This window comes from Undibacterium sp. Tian12W (assembly GCF_049339405.1).
Lineage (GTDB): Bacteria > Pseudomonadota > Gammaproteobacteria > Burkholderiales > Burkholderiaceae_D > Undibacterium.
In genome coordinates this window covers 78,542-94,443 of the sequence record NZ_JBMPPK010000023.1, presented here as the reverse complement: position 1 = coordinate 94,443, position 15,902 = coordinate 78,542, and the positions used below count along the sequence as shown (strand labels likewise).

Sequence of the window (15,902 nt, the reverse complement as noted above, 5' to 3'; positions counted from 1 at the left end):
CTTTGTCTGAGATGCGTAACATTAACGATGAATGGCCTTCTGATATTAAAAAGTTCGAACCGCAGACGATTACGCCATATCTCGCAGTGACTTCGCCCCGGCCCAATATATTGCAGATCAATTTTATAAAATATGCTCAGTTAGGCTCCCTGTCGGGGACACAATTGATACTTGAGTTCATTCCATCAAATCACTCATGGAAATGTCGCGCCGGCACGCCACCCATGCCGGCCAAATTCATGCCAATGAATTGCGAAGGTGCTACTTCTGACACGGTAACTCTCAGTAAGCTAAAGACCTTGCCCCTGGTTTGCGCATTGATTTTCATTGCGGCTGGTATTTTTGCCGTCGTAAGACACCCTTTACTGGGGCCATCACAATTGCGCCCTGACCGCCTGAGACGCACACCCTACCGTATCTTGCCCAATCTCGATCGTTTGCTGGGCATTACTGGCAGAAGACAGGCAACGCTGCAAGCGGCAGGTATCTCCACTGCTTCCTGGCAGCGCGCCGTTGGCTATGTCAATGAAGGTGCAAATAGACAGCAGGAATATCTGGCTACGCGGCTATCAGTACAAAGCAAAGTCAGCACAGGGTGGTCGCTTCCTGGCCAGGTTTTTGAGTGGCAATTTTCCAGCAACCTGCCCGTGTCGCTAGACAGATGCCTGGTGTTTATCCCCTATGTTGATGCCAGCGATGAGGTATTGATAGGTGCACTGATATCCGCACAAATTGGTTCCGACGTAATGCTGATACTTGCCAGATCCGAGAGTGAAACAGAACACATTGCACTGCAAGCTTACTGCGGAGATAAAGCCAATATGTTTGTCATGCTCGACGGCGCGAGCCAGACAGAATGCATGCTTAGCAGACAACCTGCAGCTGTCTTGTTGCGCCTTCTTGCTGAGCAACTCCGTGTAACGCGCATATCGCCCTACCAGACCAGGGGAGCAGTTACCAGTGCGGGTGCATTTTTTGGGCGGGAAAAATTACTGTCCCGCGTCATCGGTCGTGACCCCTCCAATTACCTTGTCGTGGGTGGCCGCCAGCTTGGGAAAAGCAGCCTCTTGAAAGCTGTCCAGCGTAGCCTGCAGGGACACCCGCACATAGTCTGTCATTACATTTCTTTGCGAGACCATCGTTTGGCTCCTCGCATGGCACTTCAGTTTGGCCTTGATGCAACTACACCTATCGAAGATATTATTTCTCATCTGGAAGCCAACTTCGCAGGCAAACGATTATTCCTGTTGATCGACGAAGCTGATCTCTTTTTCCGCGATGAATCCATTAATAATTACCCGCAATTATCTGCCCTGCGCTCCTTGAGTGATGAAGGCCGTTGCTGGTTTATGCTGGCAGGATTTTGGGATTTATATGCAACTGCTGTGCTTGATTATCAGTCCCCGCTGCGCAATTTTGGCGAAGTATTGACGATAGGTGGACTGGAGCAAGATGCCTGTAAAGAATTGGTCACCGTACCTTTATCGCGCTTGCGCTTTGGTTTTTCCAGCAACCAGTTAGTAGATAAGCTGGTGGAAGCCAGTGGCCAGCGCGCCAATTTGCTCGCCATCCTTTGCCAGGAATGCCTTGAGGCTTTGCAGCCAGGAGAGCGTGCCATAGAAGTCCGCCATGTCACGCACGCGCTATCTTCGCAAGCTGTGCAAGACGCTTTGGCTGGTTGGGGTAAATTAAGTAACGATGAAGCCTCTTGCCGCCTCGACCGCATCGTCGTCTATCACACGGCGCTCAAGGGCAAAACGAGTTTATCTGCACTTGCCGCCCTGCTTGCTTACAATGGTCTGACTGTAGAACCAGAAACCATGCGTCATGCTCTGTCCCGTCTGCAATTAGCGTATGTACTCAAGCGCGATGAATCTGAGTTTGTATTTGCAGTTCCTTTACTGATAAAACAATTCGAGCAAAGTGAGCTCATGCTTTTGCTTAGCCAGGAACTGTCATCAATGAAAACCGTCGATGTGGCCTGAGCAAACCTGGCGACTGCACAAAAAGTGATACATTTGTGAGACATTAATCAAAAGGAGACATCAATGTCAGAGTACATTTCTGTTTTGCAAATCTATATGAAGGCGCTTGGTAATGCCGACTATGACACTATCAAGAGCTTGTTTGCAGAAGATGGGAAAGTTCTTTCGCCGTTTCTTGGGGAAATGGCAGCCAGCCCTTTCTTTGACAGACTGGCAGAAGCTTCCAGCCGCAATGTAATTACCCCTATCGACATCTTTGTCAGCACAACAAAGAAACATCATGCGACAGCTTATTTTCAATATGACTGGACAGTTCGTGACGGGACTTTAATTACTTTCAAGGTCATGGACCTGTTTACGTTTGATGCGGATAGCAGCAAAATCAAGTATCTGGACTTGATCTATGACACGCACCCTATCCGTTCCACCGCAGGCAATAAATACGAGCTTTAACATCATCGATGAGAAAAAGCCCTGCAATGTGACTTGCAGGGCTTTTAACTTTGAGGCAGTTGCTTGATTACTCTGCGCCCATTTCCTTCAACAGACGATCAGCCTTATCTACATGTTTCATCTGCCATAACATATAACGCAGATCAACTTGTATGGAACGGGAGTTAGCTTTGTTGTAGTCCCAGTCAGAAATAATGGAATCCAGGGTGCCATCAAATGCCAGACCGATGAATTCGCCTTTGGCATTCAAAGCAGCGGAACCAGAATTGCCGCCCGTGATATCCAAAGTCGCCAGATAGTTCACCGGAACTGTCTTCAGTTGCGGATCAACATATTTGCCGAAATCTTTGGCCTTGATCGCAGCCAATTGCGCAACTGGTGCATTGAATTCGCCAGTGCCGGTTGCTTTTGGTGGGATGCCATTGACTGTCGTGAAGGCGCTCCATGCCAGGCCATCAGCCGTACCGTGATCACGTCCAGTCACTTTGCCGAAGGTAACGCGCAAGGTACTGTTGGCATCTGGATATACTGCCTGCCCTTTGCTCTTCATGTAGGCGATTTTTGCCTTCATGTAATTGCCGTAGGCTTGCTGGATTTTGCCTGTCAATTCTTCATCCTCAGCTTCACGTTTCAAGCCACCTTCATACATCGCCACGGCTGCTTTGACAAAGCTGTCATTGCTGGCTTTGAAGTCTTCTGGTTTTGCCGTCAGCCACGCGCTACGTGCTGCCTTGTCGCCCAGTTTGCTACCAGCATACAGGTTATCAAGCAGGGATTTCAAATCAGCTTCAGACATGCCGTCCTTGATGCCCAACGCTGCATCAAAATTGGCATTACGGTCAGCCTTGGCTTGCGCAGCGTATTTGCTCAGGTTGTACAAGACCAGAGCCTTATCGACTTTTTCATCATAACTGCGTTCGACCGCATCTACTGAAGCTTTGAAGCGAGGCAGGTCGCGTACCTGGAAGCCTGCTTTGCGTTCCGCATCCGCCTTTGTCGATTCATTCGACAAGCGGTACAAAGTACGCGCTGTAGACAGGAATCGTGGAGAAGAACTGCCCAGATAAAAATCGCGCTTACCCAGGGCATCGCGTTCTGCGATCAGTTTTTCAACTTGATCTATATCGCTGGCAAATTCTTTGGCGCGTGCGGGATTGCTGTTGATCCAGGTTTTCAGCTCTTCATGCTCTTTGGTTTTGCGTGCCAGGATATCGCTGCCCGCATAGCTGTCGAGCATACCCTGACGGTTTTTGTAGTAGTTGTTGATGCCTGCGACCTGACCGGCGTATTTGAGTTTCGCATCTGGATTGCTGCTGGTTTCTTTGGCGATGATGGCCAGCATGTCACCTGAACTCTTCACAAACGTCGGATAGTTCCAGTCAAATGTGTAAGCAACTTCTGATGGCAGGCGATGACGGTTGGTGCGGCCTGGGTAGCCCAGCACCATGATGAAGTCACCTTCCTTGAGATTGTCTTTGGCCAGTTTCAGGAAATGTTTTGGGACGTAAGGTACATTGTCTTTGCTGTAGTCGGCAGATTTGCCGTCTTTACTGACATACGCGCGGTAAAAACCATAGTCACCGGTGTGGCGCGGCCACATCCAGTTGTCGGTATCGCCACCAAATTTGCCTACACCTTCAGGCGGTGCGTGAACCAAACGCACATCCTTGATTTCCAGTTGCTTGATGAGGTAATACTCAAGGCCACCGTAGTAAGGATAGACGTTGCAGCGATGGCCGGCGTCTTTTTCGCATTCAGCAATGATGACTTTGGAATTTTTTTCAATGGCATCGACACGCGCCTTGCCATTCAATTTGGCAGTATTTTTGTCGATGATCTTGCTACTGACATTGTTGACTTCTTTCGTCACAAAGATACGTGAGCCAGGCGAGGCAGGCAATTCTTCTTCAAGGCTGTTTGCCAGAAAACCATTGGCCAGCAAGTTACGCTCTGGTTTTGAATTATGGGCAACACTGTTATAGACGCAGTGATGGTTGGTTGCAACCAAGCCTTGCGGGGATACAAAGGAAGCTGAGCAACCGCCGAGACTGACAATGGCCCCCATAGGAAACTCTGTCAATTTGGTCAATGTTGCGGGGTCCAGTTTTAAGCCGTCTGCCTTAAGTTGCTTGGCGACTTGTGGCAACTGCTGAGGCATCCACATGCCTTCATCTGCGCTAGCTATCTGGCAAAGGCTCATGACCGCCAGCGTGGTAAGTGTTTTTTTCATCATATTGTTATAAAAAGATGTGAAAATTATGAGTGATTCCCTCTTGGTACCCTGGAGCAAGTCCAAGGCGCGACAGTTTAGTCTTAAAAACAGGGGGAAAGTTCACTATTTTGTGCGAACTTTAATGAATTACATGGAATTTTGCCGTTAGCAGTTCAGATGTCGATATCAGATGTGCATAAATTGCAATTTAGACATTTATCAAATTTATCGTGCAGGTATCTGGAAAAAGCAGTTGATGAGCCAGTCAGGCTTGAAGCGGGCTTAAGACTACAAAAAATCAAAGTATCTTCCTCAATGCCTCACGCAGCTCCGATAGCTTTGGTGGTTTGCTGAGTACGCAATCCACATGTGAAGGGGAATCCCCATCTTCAACCAGGCGCTGTCCCCAACCTGTCAACATGATGATGGGAGTCGTGGGTGACACTTGCTTGATTGAGCTAGCCAGTTTACGGCCATCGATATAAGGCATACCAAGATCGGTGATGACAACGGCGAAAGTATCTCCCCTTTCATGAGCCTCAGAAAATGCATTGATCCCGGCCTGACCGCCATCAGCCGAGAGTACGCTATGGCCGTCAATCTCCAATATGTCACGCAATGATTTTAATACCATGGGATCATCATCGACCACAAGTATGCGTCTATGAGTCGGCACTGCCTCCGGTGCTGGCGTCCTGGCAACCGGGCTGATAGTCGTGGGTACCAGAAAACTCATGCGCATGGTAGTACCCCTGCCAACTTCGGTCAGGATATTAATATGAGCGCTGTGTCTTTCTATCATGCCATATACCATGGCCAGGCCCAGCCCGGTTCCGCGCTCACCTTTGGTGGTAAAGAACGGCTCCAGACATCTGCGTCTAGTATCGTCAGACATGCCTACACCTGAATCGCTGACTTCAATGTGGACTTGTTTCAAGATAACTTCTTTAGTCGATTCCAGCAAATCCTGAACGACACTGGTGCGTAAAGTGAGTATCCCACCTTCAGGCATCGCATCAACAGCATTAAAAATCAGATTGGTCAGCGCTTCCCGTATTTCGCCATGCACGCCCATGATGTCCGGCAAATCTGGTGTGAGTTCGGTATGCACATTGATGACGATGCCTCGCTGTTGTGGCATGTCGCTCCATCTGGCACGGGTCAGGTCAAGGACTTGTTGCACCAGGCTGTTCACATTGACAGGCGACAGAGATAATTGTGGTGCGCGCTGGCGATAAAATTCTCTCATCCTGGCAACAGTTGCGGCAACGTCATCAATTGCCCGTGAAATGACTTCCAGATAATTTCTGCCTTTTACACTCAGGTTTTTTTCTGTTTCGAGTAAAGATTCAGTGTAGAGAGCAACAGGTGAGATTGCATTGTTGATGTCATGAGCTATACCGCTGGCCATTTGCCCCAGCGCACGCAGACGTTCTTGTTGCATGATGGATTGCTGCGTCTGGCGCAGGTCATCATAAGCTTGTTGTAATGCAGTATAAAGTTGCGCCTGATTGGCAGCCAGAGCGACATGCTCACTCAACTGTCTTAAAAACTCACATTCACCACTATTAAAACTATGGGCTTCGCGCTTGGCGACAACCAGCACGCCAAACACGGTACTTTCTGCCCTCAGCGGTGCCATGACCAGGGCATTGAGTCCGCCAGCAGCCAGTCTTTGTGGAAAAGGGAAATCGACTTTACTGATGTCCGCTTCATAGACCAGTTGGCCACGCACACAGCGCGACAGGCCGTTCTCATCAATAGAGACCTGGGTATTCTGGGTCATGGATAATTGTTGCGCCAAAGACTCACTGTGCAAGCCAACACTGGTGACCTGCAACTGATTTTTACCTTGGTCATACAGGCAAACGCAACTGAAATCAACAGGAAGATGGTCTTCGAGGCTACGGATGACAACCTGGAAGATACTCCGTAAATCCTGACGCTCTCCTATGGAGCGTGTAATCTGATGCAGCAGATTCAAACGGGCAAGCTGCGCCTGTGCTTTTTTCTCGATTTGCTGACGCTCTATGATTTCTGCCTGCAAGGTTTCGTTAATATCAACCAGGGAATCACGGGAGACAGTGGTCAGTTTGAGTTTTTCTGTCATCCCATCAAATGCGCGGGCCAAATCCCCTATTTCGTCCTGACTGTCAAACCGCAGGGAAAAATCAAGATTGCCTGCGCCGACAATCGCCGTGCCTTCACGCAGTTTTTCCAGAGGCCGGCTGACACTGCGCAGCGTAATATAGATAGTGACAGTCACGACCAATACGACTATGCCACCAAACAAAATCACCGCATTAAAGGCCCGCTGCTGGGCGTTTAATGCGCCGATACGGCTTTGTTCAGACAAACTCAAGGCATCAGAAATCATGGCCTGGGTTTTATTGGTGATTTGCCCCAATAAGCGGGATTCCAATTCCTCCAGTATCTCGGCCTTGTCTTTTTCCTTCATCAACTCATGATGATTACCTACCAATAAAGCAAAAAGCTGCGCTATATTTTCATTGCCATCTCTCAATTCAGCTATTGCCTCTTTATCCGCTGGCTCGGTAAATTCCTCAGGTCCAGCCAGGCGCTTTGCCAAAGAAATACTGCGCAATTGCCATTGAGCCTTGGTGCGTTCGTCATGGCGCAAGGCATATTCCAGCGTCAGATAGCGCAAAGAAGTTACCGCCTGCAATAACTCGCCAGCTGCTTCATTTTTGGCGATTTCCCGCTTCATTTGCAAAGTCGTGGACAACAGGATGACAACAATCATTGCCACGATGGCTAAAGATATTAATTCCGCAAATTTCAGTCGGGTTGAAATTTTCACTTTGGAATCTCAATGAATGATGGTCACTGCCGATGGTTTGACTTTTTCCATGCCGTCCAAATATATATAATCAAGGTAATTTGGTACTTCAGTTTTATTGGTCAGCTTGTTCTTGATTGCCCACCTGGCCTGATCTTCCAGTGCCAGCAATAAGCCCTGGTCAAGACCAATTTCAAAACGATAGGTATTCCATGCCGTTCTTTGTTCTTTGGTATTGGTCTTTTTGCCTGCCTCATGCAATATGCGGGCAGCGTCAGGCATCTCATTGCAGTAATTACTTCCCTGATCAAGTGCACGCAATACCTTGTTGATGGTTTCAGGCTCGGCAGAAATATAACTGCGCATGCCAACTACGTTGTACAGGCTTTCATATACATCTTTGCCATAAAAAACCACGCCATTATCACCTAGCCTGGTCATCATGGTATTCAGAAATGGCTCCCATGTGGCGACTGCATCGACTTCGCCACGTTCTATCGCGTCAGCAAATTCTTCGGGCTTGTAATTAATCATGGTCACGTCTTTGACCGACAGTTTCTGGCGGTTCAAAAAAGCGCTGAGGGTGAAATGACTTGAGGTGCTAAGCGTGACGCCGACCCGCTTGCCTTTGAGGTCCGCAGGCTGCAGTATGCCCCGGTCACGGCGTCCGACTATGCCATGGTCTTTGTCGGTTTTAAAAATGGTGGCTATCGCTGCAACCGGTCTTTGGTCCAACCCGGCAAACATGACAGGAATATCGGCTACGGTTCCGAGGTGCGCCTGCCCCTGAACCACAGCTTCCATGGCAGCTTTGCCACTGGAGTGTGACTGTATGAGTACAACAATACCTTCTTTGGCGAAGTAACCCCGCTCGCGGGCTGCGGTAATGGAACAGGTGCCTACATATTCAGTATTGGTAGCGATGATGACTTGTTCCAGCGGCACCTTGGACACCGGTGCGCGGATGAGCCAGACATAAATCAAACTCAAGAAAAGGATTGCACCAAGCATACAGGCAAGCCAGATGAGAACTGACTTGTAAGAAAATTGCCCGAGCTTTATGCCTGCCATGCCGCTTCCCTCTTTTCAATCCACCTTACCAACTCATGCAACAATATATAAGACAAGCGTGAGAGCCGCGCCGAACATTCAAGATTGATACAAGTATTTATTTTGCATTGCAACTTGCATCACATCATGCAATGATGAAACATTGTTTTTTATTCTAGTTCTTCAAGTAAATTTAAGCAAGCAATAGCGGTTTTATTATCCAGGTCTTGTTCTTCATGCCAGGCAGAAACAGACACTGCGACAATTTTAAATTGTCGCAATACAGAAAAAAGTGCCAATATCTGTGCATGAGATGGCCCCTGCCGGACATGATATTTAAGTGCAGGCATTTCGGGCCTGTCATCAATCACATCGGTATCAAAATGCAAATAAATGTTTTCATCCAGCGATAGATATTTGCTGATCTCTTCAATTTTGCAAGTCCGTATTTTTGAACTTTCCAAAGATTCCTTTTCCCCAGGATCGAGGTCCCGGGCATCAGACAGAATGATTTGTTCTTCCGGATACGCCTTGGCGCCAACTGCCTGAAAAAAAGAGCCAATGGCATCACGCTCATTTTTGCGCCTGTCATGCCGCCCAACCAGGATGGCCAGGGGCATACCGCCCAGATATTTGGTTTGCGTAGTTCCCCAAGTGTGAAAATCGCCGTGCGCGTCCAGCCACAATATGCGGTCAGGCTGCCTGCCCGCTTTTTGCAGTCCCGTGACTACAGCTATAGTAGAAAAACAGTCGCCAGCAATGCAGACTGCCCGGTCACCTTGCTCAGTGATTTGCTGGACACGGCTGGCAAGATTTGCATAAATATGTCCCATCCTGCGCAACTTTTCATTCGCATCAGTAATAGCAGTTTCTTTGAATTCAGGAATATTTACTATTTCCCAGGGATGAGCACTGACATCATTGACGCGGCCAAGACCATCCCTTCTTTGTCCGGTCAGAAATGGAATGAGTAAATGCTTATTCATAGCCAGGTTTCAGGATTCATGGAATAAGCCAAGGTATCCATCATCATTTGCACTTCCTTTCTTTCGCCCATACGCAGCAAACTGGTTTCACGCTTATGCCAGCGCCGGATTTTAGGTGCTTCTGTCGCCATCGTCACTGCGAATACAGGTAAACTCCGCATCTCTGGCAAATCCAGGTAAGAAGTGATTTTTTGCATGACTGCGGCGGGGCTGGATAAAAATTCTTCAAATGAAACAGACAGAGAGGAAACCTGGCTGGCAATAATGGCCTGATGCGCAGACAACCATTGATTCAGACAAACTTCTTCCAGATTGGCACGCCTATATTCTTGCCAGTTCGGCGGCAAATCAAATTTCCACCAACGTTTGCCAAAACTGACAGTATCGGAATAACCCTTGATCGATAGATCAAGCCCCAGACGCTGCATATCGCGTGAAAAAAAAGCAACCGGCGACAACCATCCATCCATTAAACCGTTCACTGATTGCGCATAACCCCTGGTCAGATGCAGATACTTGATCCTGGCATTTGGAAAGAGCTGTTCATACATGCCTATCCTATAAACATCAGGAGGTGTCTTGAATAGCAAAACTTTTTGCTCTACATCAGCAGCTTCCAAGTGCCGTCTATGCTGGCGCGGGATGACGAATGGTGGTTCTTCGAGCTTGAAGGGCTCATTAAAACAATGACTGGCTGCAGGATTTTTTTTTCCGTCGTAATAATCCTGTCTCCAGGTTTCACTTTTGAACACACGCGACAGCACCAAATCTTGCAGCACGGCCTCACCCTGTATCCTCTTTTCTGTCGCCAGACGAAAAACCGCGTCCAGGTCATGCAAGAGTTGGTGATAGGCCCGCTCTTCAGAGAATAAGGCTGGAAATTGCATTAACAAACGTTTTCGCCATCTGCTTTTCAAAAACACATAGTCAGACTCACCCTCCGCCGGCACAGTCATGTCATCAAAAATATTGTCCAGCAAGCTGTCTTGATTGTTGATGGACTTGAGGGCATCACTATCTGCATTGAAGGAGAAACCATTTCTCGTCAGCGCGAGAAATGGTTCCATTTCTCCGTCAAGTGAGGCTATCCCAGGGTGCGATGACAGCACGCTTTTCAGCAGGCTGGAACCTGATCTGGGCGACGTCAGGATAACTGCCACGTTCCTGACCCGCGCGGCCAGATCGGTATGCGCTATCTGGCGCAAATCATTGACAGCGTCTATGACGTCCATCATTAACCCGGCTGCTTTGCACGCCTCATCACAAAGGCATAGAATTTTTTTGTTTCTGCCTTGTCTGCCGCTGCGCTCGCCAGTGTTCTGACAGTCAAACCGGCAGCTTTTGCCAATGCCTTGATTTCATCAATGGCACCAAAATTGGATTGAGAAAAATAAATACGACCTTCTGGTTTGAGGTACTTGCCAACTTCCGCAAAAAATTGCGTATTCGTCTTGAAATCAGTATCCCATTGTGAACTGGCGACTACATCGTGTGCGGGCTTGTTGCGAAATGGCAGGTTAGCGGTAATGACGTCAAACTGCTCTCCTTCCAGTGCCTGAAACAGGTTGGATTTTTTGACTTTCATAAGTTTGTCAAAACCATGCAGCTTCGCATTGTGTTTGGCACTTTTTATAGCGGCAGGATTAATATCGACAGCCGTCACCTTGCTGGCGCCGCCGTAGCAGGCAAAAATAGCAATCACCCCGGAGCCAGTGCCTACATCGAGCACGCTTTCACCCGGTTTGATCTTAAAACTCTGCACCAGCGGCTGGCTGTCTGTGAATGGCCAGAAGGTTTCAGGAAAAACCAGAAATTCTTTTCCCAAGTATTTCACTACTTTACCTTCTTGCGGGATGGTCTTGAATGCCTTTTGTCTGTTCTTTTGCCACCTGTCTATGTGTGCAAGGCTATTTCCTGATGTCTGCTCCATGGCCATCCTTTCTGATGTAAAACACTAAAAAGTGTTCATCAGCATGACGATGCTGATGCTTTAAATAGGGGATTTATTTGCAACGAACTCAAGTGCTTTGTCCACAGCCAATCCAAACTCTTCAATATTGATGGGCTTGGTTATGTAAGAAAAAAAACCAGCTGCTTTACCATTTTCAAGATCAGCAGGCATTGCATTTGCTGTCACAGCAATGACCGGGATGTGCGCAGTCCTCGGGTCACTCTGCAAAAAACGCATGGTTTCTATACCGTCTATACCTGGTAAATTGATATCCATCAAAATAAGGTCTGGCAAATGCAGGCGCGCCTGCTCTATACCTAGCAAACCGTCAGTCGCGGTCAACAAAATCAGATCAGAGCGCAGCCGTATCAATTCAGCGACCAGTCTCAAATTGGTAGGATTGTCTTCCACATACAACAGGCATTTCTGTGCACTTGATCTCTCGCCTTGCACCGTTTCATAAACCATCGTTTTGATGTCTGGCTTACGGTACTGACTGTCGGCAGCATAACCGGGGAATCTGACCCAAAATGTACTGCCAGCACCTACCTGGCTATTAATGCCTATGCAGCCGTCCATGGCTTCGACAAGATGCTTGACCAAGGAAAGACCGATGCCCGTTCCTTCTTCATTGAATACTTCCCGCCCGAGACGGTTAAACGGCTGGAAAATGGTTTCCAATTGAACCGAACTGAGCCCTACACCAGTATCTGTGACTTGAATACAGACATGAACCTCATCTTCCAGATAGGCGGCAACGCTGACAGTGCCGCTTTGCCGGTTATATTTGATGGCATTCGATAGTAGATTAATCAATACCTGCTTGAGTCGAATGCGGTCTGCATTCACATGCAGACAAGTGTTTTCTGCAAAAGCGACATTAATTCCACGCTTCTGGGCCAGCGGATCTATCATTGTTTTACACTCTGCGAATACCTCATCAAGAGTAATGACTTCTGCAGATAATTTCATTGCGCCGGACTCTACTTTTGCCAGATCAAGAATTTCATTAATCAAGGCTAATAAGTGGCTGCCGGCTTCTTCTATATGCTTGGCGAATTCTTTTTTCTCTTCAAGACTGGTTTGCAGATGATCAGATGCCAGAATCTGGGCAAAACCTAGTATGGCATTCAGAGGTGTGCGTAATTCATGGCTCATGTTCGACAAAAATGTCGATTTTGCACGATTTGCAATTTCTGCCTGCATCCTGGCTTGCTCCAGGTCCTGATTCAAAATCACCAGTTCGGCAGTATGTTCGCGTAATTGCTGCTCCAGTCTGGCATTTGCCATGCGCAGTTGGCGCGTCTCCATGGCACGTACCAGCACTGGTAATATGGCTGAAATCTTGAATGGCTTGATAATGTAGTCAAGTGCGCCTACTTTCATCGCCTTGACTGCGGATGAGATGCTGCCCTCGCCTGTCATGACTATGCATGCGAGGTCACTATCGATCTTGCGGGCGGACTCGACCATAGCGATGCCATCAAGATCAGGCATCATCAAGTCTGTCAGCAATAAATCAAATGTATGGTTGCGAAGATGTGCAAGTGCTTCGATGCCATTGGCAAAACCTGTAGTTTCATAGTTATGGTCACGCAACAAATCGCACAAGGCCTGCATGTGTGCGGTTTCATCATCGACGATCAAAATGCGGGCTTGCATCTGGGACACTGTCATCTGAACTCCTGGCATTAGCTAAATGCTCATATTGGCGCTTTCACAGCCGTAGCTATTTCTTGCCAAGAAACTATCTTGTTTGCAAAAACATGATGCCTACGTGCCAGATGGTCTTATTACATGACCTTGTAAGCATATTAGCATTTTTTAAAAAACAATAATGAGGAATAAGCAATGCAAGATTCAATGACGAAAGAGATGGTATATCGCCCGAGCAAATAGATTGTCCGTTACCAGGGTATTTAAGGAAGATGCTTGAATTTTGCACTATCGATAAAACCAGATTGATGCAACATGATGATTGCTTCCTGCGTCTGGCCGCCGACAGCATCTTGTAGCGTGTATTGATCAAGCGTCGTATAAAACACTCGCAATGCCTCATCAAGCAAAGATTTAAGCTGGCAATTGCCACGCAGTACACAAGGAGGAGCGGCGCAGTCTATCAAGGCATCCCCACCTTCGAGCGTGCGAATAATGCTGCCCAGCCTATAAGACTTTACGTCTTGCGCCAGGGCCATGCCGCCGCCCTTCCCTCTGGTCGTGATAATCCAGCCCTTTTGCGCAAGAAAATGCACCACCTTGACAAGATGATTACGGGAAATGGAAAATTTACTGGCAATCTCACTGATTGTCACAGGCTCTTGTCTGTCTTTATGACTCAGATACATGAGCACGCGTAGTCCCAGGTCAGTAAAATGGGTTAATTGCATAAATGATTTTCTGGTATTTTTTAAAGCATGGTCATGTTAATACAATTAGGGGATTCTTTTGCACATCAATGCAACCGGCAAAAAACGACTCGCTCACGATAGATTTATCGCATACATTGATGCCTGGCACTGGCCTTTCACTGAATTATGTATCTAATAGACCCGAGATCTCGTCTGTATCAGCCTTGAAAGACTTCAATTCAACATCCAGCCCGGTAATGTCTGCTGGCAAGTCACCGAAGCACTTCCGTTGATATGTGTGAAGGGATATGCTGACAATATCCCAATTAAAAGCTGGTGGCAGGCAGTCTGCCACCAGTAAAACATGCTTACTCTAATTTCCAGACAAACTGCACTTTCGTCCAGATTTGCGCATACTCGCCATTGATTTTGCCTGGTATCGCTTTTTCCTTGCAGCTTCTTAACGCAGCTACCACCGCACTGTCCAGGATCCGGTAACCGGAGGAACGATCTACTTTAGTATTCAGTATGTCACCATCTGCCCCAACCAGTACTGACATATATACCATTCCGGATTCTTTTTTCTCCATGGATTCTTTGGGATACATGGGACGACATTTGGCAAAATCAATGACGGGTCTTTTATCACCTTTCTTATCATCATCCCGGTAAAGCATTTTTGCAGTGCTGGCATCTTTCGCAGTGCCAGTTTCTTTTGTAGCATTTGGAGACGATACATTGGCATGAGCAAACAAGGTCAAGGAACTTGATACCAAGCCAAGAATAAGGAATGCGGCTTTCCAGTTCAGGGTTCTTACTTCAGGTTTAACAAGCCGTTTGATACGGGACATAAGATTTCCTCCATGGGCCGCCTGGGCCAGTTGAGGGGTTATGAATTGGAAATTCGCCAATTCAGAAAGTGCAAGAGCAAGACGCCGCGGTTCGCCTGTAACTCTTGCGGCTAGATCATCCGCAATTTCTTCTCTGTTATTACGAATCTGCCTCGATATCCACCACACTGCCGGGTGGTAAAACAAGATGATTTCTATCAGCGATTGAATCAAATTCAGTAAATAGTCATGCCGTTTGATGTGCGCCATCTCATGCGCCACCAGCATTTCCAGCAAATCAACTGGCATGCCCGTAAGCATTGCGCTGGGCAGGAGTATCATGGGGCGGACTATGCCAACAGTAACAGGCCCCTTCAGATCGTCAACTACCCTGAATATCACCTTGCTGCGGATGAGAAATTTTTCGCTCATTTGATCAATGCGCGACTGCCATAGTGAATTGGATGTGCTGCGATGAGGGTGGGTATAGGCAGAAATCCAGAGTAAGCCCGTGCACAGGCGTATTGCCAAAGCGGCGACACAGATGAGCCATGCTCCCACCATATCGCTCAAATGTATTTCTACCCATGCAAAAATCCCTATCCACGCCGATGAAGTATCAAACCTTAAGTAAACAGGAACTTCACTCAGCACATAGATTCCTTTACTGACATGAGCCCCATCGATCCTCAGGAGAAACTCTCTGGCAGGAAGGCTAATGCAGGCAAGCAAGGCAATATAGGCAACTGCATAACGTGTTCTTACCTGGGTAGAACCAATACAATACAAGGACATAGCCAGCAGCAAGGCGATCAACAGACCTTGCCAGATAAAATGCAACAAAGCCCAGCCCAAGGCAGTGACGAGGTGTTGGAAAAATGGGCTCATTTTTTTTCCTCATTCAGCAATTTCTGAATTTCTTCGCGCTCTTCTTTACTGACATGGCCACGCAGGGCTGCCATCACCAAATCTTTGGCTGAGCCTGAAAAAGCCTTGTGGATCAAATCTTTCAAGAGATTCGTCTGTAGAGAATCTTGTGCCTGAGCCGCAGCATAGACATGGGAACGCTGGGTTTCGTCCCTGCTGAGCAACCCTTTGGTATGCATGACCTGCATGAGCCGCAATATGGTTGCATAAGACAACTCCGGCCTGTCCTGCACCGCTGCCTGATGTACATCCTTGACAGTTGATGGTCCCAGTTGCCACATCAGGCGCAACAAATCCAGCTCGGCAGTCGTCGGTTTACGTGAAATGATTTTGCCCATATCGTGCTCTTGTAGATAATTG

12 protein-coding genes are annotated in these 15,902 nt (G+C 47.7%); 2 read left to right on the top strand and 10 right to left on the bottom strand.

The features are described 5' to 3' along the window. Positions 1-239 precede the first annotated feature (239 nt). Together ACO0LI_RS25205 and ACO0LI_RS25200 are read left to right on the top strand one after the other, a co-directional pair. Positions 240-1,985: an AAA family ATPase gene (locus ACO0LI_RS25205; RefSeq protein ID WP_423036106.1), complete on the top strand. Its 1,746-nt coding sequence runs from the start codon at positions 240-242 to the stop codon at positions 1,983-1,985. A 63-nt stretch (positions 1,986-2,048) separates the two neighbouring features. Next, positions 2,049-2,438, top strand: a complete 390-nt coding sequence (locus ACO0LI_RS25200) for a nuclear transport factor 2 family protein (RefSeq protein WP_422949941.1) — start codon at positions 2,049-2,051, stop codon at positions 2,436-2,438. Positions 2,439-2,505: 67 nt separating this feature from the next. Here ACO0LI_RS25200 and ACO0LI_RS25195 read toward each other — a convergent pair whose 3' ends face one another. From ACO0LI_RS25195 to ACO0LI_RS25150, 10 genes are all read right to left on the bottom strand, one after another. Further along, a complete protein-coding gene (locus tag ACO0LI_RS25195) occupies positions 2,506-4,668 on the bottom strand; it encodes a S46 family peptidase (RefSeq protein WP_423036104.1) in 2,163 nt (720 codons plus the stop codon). Between the two features lie 280 nt (positions 4,669-4,948). Further along, entirely contained in the window at positions 4,949-7,414 is a 2,466-nt protein-coding gene (locus ACO0LI_RS25190; protein ID WP_422950016.1) for a response regulator, read from the bottom strand. Positions 7,415-7,480: 66 nt separating this feature from the next. Further along, positions 7,481-8,440 carry an ABC transporter substrate-binding protein gene (locus ACO0LI_RS25185; RefSeq protein ID WP_423036102.1) on the bottom strand — a complete coding sequence of 320 codons (960 nt, stop codon included), beginning with the start codon at positions 8,438-8,440 and terminating at the stop codon, positions 7,481-7,483. A gap of 230 nt (positions 8,441-8,670) precedes the next feature. Continuing rightward, positions 8,671-9,486, bottom strand: a complete 816-nt coding sequence (locus ACO0LI_RS25180) for an arginase family protein (RefSeq protein ID WP_423036100.1) — start codon at positions 9,484-9,486, stop codon at positions 8,671-8,673. Then, positions 9,483-10,718: a sulfotransferase gene (locus tag ACO0LI_RS25175; RefSeq protein ID WP_423036098.1), complete on the bottom strand. Its 1,236-nt coding sequence runs from the start codon at positions 10,716-10,718 to the stop codon at positions 9,483-9,485. Before ACO0LI_RS25175 ends, ACO0LI_RS25180 begins: the two co-directional genes overlap by 4 nt. Positions 10,719-10,720: 2 nt before the next feature. Beyond that, positions 10,721-11,416: a methyltransferase gene (locus ACO0LI_RS25170; protein WP_423036096.1), complete on the bottom strand. Its 696-nt coding sequence runs from the start codon at positions 11,414-11,416 to the stop codon at positions 10,721-10,723. Between the two features lie 60 nt (positions 11,417-11,476). Beyond that, a complete protein-coding gene (locus ACO0LI_RS25165; protein ID WP_423036094.1) occupies positions 11,477-13,114 on the bottom strand; it encodes a response regulator in 1,638 nt (545 codons plus the stop codon). A 242-nt stretch (positions 13,115-13,356) separates the two neighbouring features. Further along, positions 13,357-13,824 carry an RrF2 family transcriptional regulator gene (locus ACO0LI_RS25160; RefSeq protein WP_423036092.1) on the bottom strand — a complete coding sequence of 156 codons (468 nt, stop codon included), beginning with the start codon at positions 13,822-13,824 and terminating at the stop codon, positions 13,357-13,359. 329 nt (positions 13,825-14,153) lie between these two features. Further along, positions 14,154-15,503 (bottom strand): TonB family protein, encoded by a 1,350-nt coding sequence (locus ACO0LI_RS25155; protein WP_423036090.1) that lies wholly within the window; start codon positions 15,501-15,503, stop codon positions 14,154-14,156. Next, positions 15,500-15,880, bottom strand: a complete 381-nt coding sequence (locus tag ACO0LI_RS25150) for a BlaI/MecI/CopY family transcriptional regulator (RefSeq protein WP_422949950.1) — start codon at positions 15,878-15,880, stop codon at positions 15,500-15,502. Before ACO0LI_RS25150 ends, ACO0LI_RS25155 begins: the two co-directional genes overlap by 4 nt. Positions 15,881-15,902 lie beyond the last annotated feature (22 nt).

What these genes read in the sequence shown, in the direction of transcription:
- ACO0LI_RS25205 (WP_423036106.1), top strand. Translation starts at nt 240, where the DNA reads ATGCCAATGAATTGCGAAGGTGCTACTTCTGACACGGTAACTCTCAGT.
- ACO0LI_RS25200 (WP_422949941.1), top strand. Translation starts at nt 2,049, where the DNA reads ATGTCAGAGTACATTTCTGTTTTGCAAATCTATATGAAGGCGCTTGGT.
- ACO0LI_RS25195 (WP_423036104.1), bottom strand. Translation starts at nt 4,668, where the DNA reads ATGAAAAAAACACTTACCACGCTGGCGGTCATGAGCCTTTGCCAGATA.
- ACO0LI_RS25190 (WP_422950016.1), bottom strand. Translation starts at nt 7,414, where the DNA reads ATGATTGTTGTCATCCTGTTGTCCACGACTTTGCAAATGAAGCGGGAA.
- ACO0LI_RS25180 (WP_423036100.1), bottom strand. Translation starts at nt 9,486, where the DNA reads ATGAATAAGCATTTACTCATTCCATTTCTGACCGGACAAAGAAGGGAT.
- ACO0LI_RS25175 (WP_423036098.1), bottom strand. Translation starts at nt 10,718, where the DNA reads ATGGACGTCATAGACGCTGTCAATGATTTGCGCCAGATAGCGCATACC.
- ACO0LI_RS25170 (WP_423036096.1), bottom strand. Translation starts at nt 11,416, where the DNA reads ATGGAGCAGACATCAGGAAATAGCCTTGCACACATAGACAGGTGGCAA.
- ACO0LI_RS25165 (WP_423036094.1), bottom strand. Translation starts at nt 13,114, where the DNA reads ATGACAGTGTCCCAGATGCAAGCCCGCATTTTGATCGTCGATGATGAA.
- ACO0LI_RS25160 (WP_423036092.1), bottom strand. Translation starts at nt 13,824, where the DNA reads ATGCAATTAACCCATTTTACTGACCTGGGACTACGCGTGCTCATGTAT.
- ACO0LI_RS25155 (WP_423036090.1), bottom strand. Translation starts at nt 15,503, where the DNA reads ATGAGCCCATTTTTCCAACACCTCGTCACTGCCTTGGGCTGGGCTTTG.
- ACO0LI_RS25150 (WP_422949950.1), bottom strand. Translation starts at nt 15,880, where the DNA reads ATGGGCAAAATCATTTCACGTAAACCGACGACTGCCGAGCTGGATTTG.